This window comes from Vibrio sp. 10N.222.48.A3 (assembly GCF_041475345.1).
In the GTDB taxonomy this organism is placed as follows: Bacteria; Pseudomonadota; Gammaproteobacteria; order Enterobacterales; family Vibrionaceae; genus Vibrio; species Vibrio tasmaniensis_A.
In genome coordinates, this window is sequence record NZ_JBFRVX010000959.1 from 1 (window position 1) to 2,176 (window position 2,176).

A 2,176-nucleotide genomic window follows, 5' to 3' on the forward strand; every position below is an offset into this window, starting at 1 on the left:
GTCCATAATCATGTGACCGCCAGTGTGATTACCTCTGATGATCACGCCGTTCATAACGTGCTGACAGTTGAAGTGCTCACAAGCCGCTTCGATTGCTGGCTCTGGTGAATCAAACTCACCGATAAGAAGATTCTTAACTTCGCTAGTTTCATCATCACGAACCACGCCGCCACCGCTGTTCAGTGCAACCGCTACGTATTGCATTGTTCTTTCTCCATCCCGAGTTTCTCTTTAGCAAGCTCAAGGAACTTGGCAATCTGAGCTTGGTTTTGAGCGAAGTCTTCGACCTTATACAAAGGGAAGTACATAGAAGCTCCCCATCCGTCAGGGCCTGCTAAATAGGCTTGAGCAGCTTTCACGCCTTCTACATATCCAGCTTCGTAGACATAAATCTTGTCTTCACCTGAAGTGATGGTTTTGAGTAGAGTTTTCATATTGATTCCTTCTGGCAAACCTTGAACTGGTCGAGAGCATCACCCGCTTGCTTGTGAATGCCACGCCACATTGCGATCAAGTTATTCTGAAGCTGCTCTTGGCTTTCGACTTCGTTCTCTTGATACTTAGTGATAGTGAGTGCCGCAACATTCTCGATGTTGAGTGCTTCTTCTAATGAGTTGATTTGAATCGCGATAAATGGTTTTTTCATAATTACACCCCGTAATTAAGTAAGACCCGGTAAAGGCGCACCGTTGGCTATCAAGTCCACACCCATACATAAGAAAGGGTGTGCACCACTTGTGCGGTCTTCTAGGTCGTTGATGAGTAGCACCAAGTTGTTAATGCCAGCTTGTGCCGTTTTGATAATTGAGTTTCGAGTTGAGCGAGGTAGAGCTCTTTGGCCTGCCGTGTCTAACGCAAGCTGAGAGATCTCTCCAGCAATCACAGAGTTGTCTAGAGCACGTTTAATAAACGTTTCTCTTTCACCTTCAGGAATATGAGCGGTCACTAGCTCTAACTGGCGAAGTACAACTTCTAAAATTACGTAGTCATCCGTAGCTTTAGAAATTGCCATCATTTCAGGTAAAGAAAGTACGTGCGGTTGCTCGGTATTCAGCTTGTTACGCAACATGTTTGAACGAATGCCACAGGCTTTTGCTATGTCTGTTAGCTCGTTACGGTGTCGCGCTCGAAACAAGCTGCATGCTTCGTTGTACTGTTCTTGTACATCCGCTAAAAAGACGCACATTGTCTGGTTCACTTCCATGTCTGATACTCACTATGAAACATAAGAAAAGTGGTTAGCTTTAAGCTGGCTTAATGGTGACCGAATTTGCCATAGACCGATTCCCACTCGCGCTTAGCTTCAGCTTGCTTGCGGTCAATGTAGAAAGCTAAATCATCAATAGAAACAAACAGTGGAGCTTTGGTGCCTTTGTTCGTTTCTGTTTCTTCATGAAGTCGAAAGGTGGGGATAGGGAACTCATTCGCACTTACTTTGCCTTTGGCTGTCGCGTACTTCATTCCAAAATATTGTTCAGAGATCTCAGAAAGTTTTACTACTGGGGAGCCAAATACAGCATGCAACGCATATTGAGTATTCATAGGGTTAGCCTCATTTCCACTACACCACTGACGTGATATAGTTATTAGTTAGTTGCAGTTTATCTTCGTTAATCTCTTACAATATCGAGCTTAAACTGTGTTATAGTGTGTTTATGTGTTCTTATGCTACGACCTTGCTGTTTGTGTGTCTAGTGTTTTTATGTGTGCTTTTGGTGGTTTTATGAAGGAATGGTTTCTGAGTACTGAACTCATGGGGTTGGATGGAATGGCTAACTCTTCTTCAGGCGTGGCTCAAAAAGCCAGGAGAAACAATTGGTTAAGTCGAGGATCTAAGGAAGGCACTCGGGCTTTGGAGTACCATATTTCCAATTTTCACCCAGATGTAAAAAAACAGCTGATTGAGAAATACGTCACGGATCTTGATGAAGCGGAATATCTATTAACTGCATCAGAACCTAACGAAACTTCGACGTCAGTAGGGCACGTTGATATTGGTAGCGGGCAAACTAACCAGCAGGTTGCTAGTCGAACTTCTCGCAATGCCGATAGCAATGTCACAGAGATTTCGAATGTTAAGTCTGTGAAAGCGACTTCTCAAATAGGCGATATGTGCGCTGTACCTGTGTACAACGTTTATGCGTCTTGTGGGTTTGGTGCTCAAAACGATGCTGAG

6 protein-coding genes are annotated in these 2,176 nt (G+C 44.0%); 1 reads left to right on the forward strand and 5 read right to left on the reverse strand.

Features of this window, described 5'->3' with window-relative positions; genetic code table 11:
• The 5 genes from AB4653_RS22360 to AB4653_RS22380 all read right to left on the reverse strand — a co-directional run.
• On the reverse strand, positions 1 to 204 hold a 204-nt coding region (locus tag AB4653_RS22360), incomplete at its 3' end, for a hypothetical protein (RefSeq protein ID WP_372105374.1).
• The gene (locus AB4653_RS22365; RefSeq protein WP_102258121.1) at positions 192 to 434 is read right to left on the reverse strand and encodes a hypothetical protein; all 243 of its coding nucleotides are present in this window, start codon (positions 432 to 434) and stop codon (positions 192 to 194) included. The genes AB4653_RS22360 and AB4653_RS22365, both read right to left, overlap by 13 nt.
• Entirely contained in the window at positions 431 to 646 is a 216-nt protein-coding gene (locus AB4653_RS22370) for a hypothetical protein (protein WP_102258122.1), read from the reverse strand. Before AB4653_RS22370 ends, AB4653_RS22365 begins: the two co-directional genes overlap by 4 nt.
• A 15-nt stretch (positions 647 to 661) precedes the next feature.
• A complete protein-coding gene (locus AB4653_RS22375) occupies positions 662 to 1,204 on the reverse strand; it encodes a phage regulatory CII family protein (protein WP_102258123.1) in 543 nt (180 codons plus the stop codon).
• A 50-nt stretch (positions 1,205 to 1,254) separates the two neighbouring features.
• Positions 1,255 to 1,542, reverse strand: coding sequence for a pyocin activator PrtN family protein (locus AB4653_RS22380; RefSeq protein ID WP_017109436.1), 288 nt, complete (start codon positions 1,540 to 1,542; stop codon positions 1,255 to 1,257).
• Between the two features lie 181 nt (positions 1,543 to 1,723).
• Here AB4653_RS22380 and AB4653_RS22385 point away from each other — a divergent pair.
• On the forward strand, positions 1,724 to 2,176 hold a 453-nt coding region (locus AB4653_RS22385; protein WP_276605628.1), incomplete at its 3' end, for a DNA-binding protein.

What these genes read in the sequence shown, in the direction of transcription:
- AB4653_RS22365 (WP_102258121.1), bottom strand. Translation starts at nt 434, where the DNA reads ATGAAAACTCTACTCAAAACCATCACTTCAGGTGAAGACAAGATTTAT.
- AB4653_RS22370 (WP_102258122.1), bottom strand. Translation starts at nt 646, where the DNA reads ATGAAAAAACCATTTATCGCGATTCAAATCAACTCATTAGAAGAAGCA.
- AB4653_RS22375 (WP_102258123.1), bottom strand. Translation starts at nt 1,204, where the DNA reads ATGGAAGTGAACCAGACAATGTGCGTCTTTTTAGCGGATGTACAAGAA.
- AB4653_RS22380 (WP_017109436.1), bottom strand. Translation starts at nt 1,542, where the DNA reads ATGAATACTCAATATGCGTTGCATGCTGTATTTGGCTCCCCAGTAGTA.